Annotated in this window: 1 protein-coding gene; it reads left to right on the top strand. The window is 43.6% G+C overall.

What is annotated here, in order from left to right:
• A partial coding sequence (locus tag I3255_RS14710; protein WP_238039497.1) for a sugar phosphate nucleotidyltransferase occupies positions 1-731 on the top strand: 731 nt, incomplete at its 5' end.
• Positions 732-1,088 lie beyond the last annotated feature (357 nt).

Below are 1,088 nucleotides of genomic sequence, written 5' to 3'. Positions count from 1 at the left end.
TGCTAGTAACGCATTCTTCTAAAAACGCGATTGAAAACCACTTTGATACTTCATTTGAGCTAGAAGCGACACTTGAAGCGCGTGTTAAACGTCAGCTTCTTGATGAAGTACGAAATATCTGTCCAAAAGATGTGACAGTGATGCACGTGCGTCAAGGTCATGCTAAAGGTCTAGGCCATGCAGTATTGTGTGCTAAACCACTAGTGGGTGATGCGCCATTTGCTGTAGTACTGCCTGATGTGATTTTGGATGAATACACTGCAGATCAAAGCAAAGAAAACCTAGCTGCTATGCTACAACGCTATGAAGAGACAGGAGCAAGCCAAATTATGGTAGAACCTGTACCAATGAGTGATGTATCTAAATATGGTGTAGTAGATTGCAACGGTACAGAGCTTGCTGCTGGTGAGTCTTGCCCAATGACGCGTATGGTTGAAAAGCCTGCGGTTGAAGATGCGCCATCAAACCTAGCAGTTGTTGGTCGCTATGTTTTATCTCATAAAATTTGGGATAAGCTTGCGATTACGCCTCCTGGTGCAGGTGATGAAATTCAGCTAACCGATGCTATCGATATGCTAATGGCTGAAGAGACTGTTGAAGCTTTCCATATGAGCGGAAAATCTCACGACTGTGGCGATAAGCTAGGCTACCTAAAAGCGTTTGTGGAATATGGCATGCGTCATAAAGATCTTGGTGAAGATTTTAAAGCGTATTTGAAGGCGAAAGCTTAATACCTATAGTCATCCCCTACAGTGAGTGAAACGAACGAGATAGGGGATCTCTTAAAGCATATCGGAAAATAAATACTGATATTAATTTTACGGTGTGTGGTAAGAGCTCCCGGATAGTTCGTTCCTCACTTCCGGGATGACAAAGGCACTGTCATCCCCTACAGAGAGTGAAACGAACGAGATAGGGGATCTCTTAAAGCGTATCGGGAAATAAATATTGGTATCAATTTTACGACGTGCGGTGAGAGATCCCGGATAGTTCGTTCTTCACTTCCGGGATGACAAATACATTCCCAGTTCCTGCAAATACCCATAACTCTTATGCGGATTCCCCGGATACGCATTCACAACCTGAAA

The sequence above is a fragment of the Psychrobacter sp. Ps6 genome, from assembly GCF_022129235.1.
Taxonomy (GTDB): domain Bacteria; phylum Pseudomonadota; class Gammaproteobacteria; order Pseudomonadales; family Moraxellaceae; genus Psychrobacter.
This window is presented reverse-complemented; position numbering and strand designations above follow the sequence as displayed.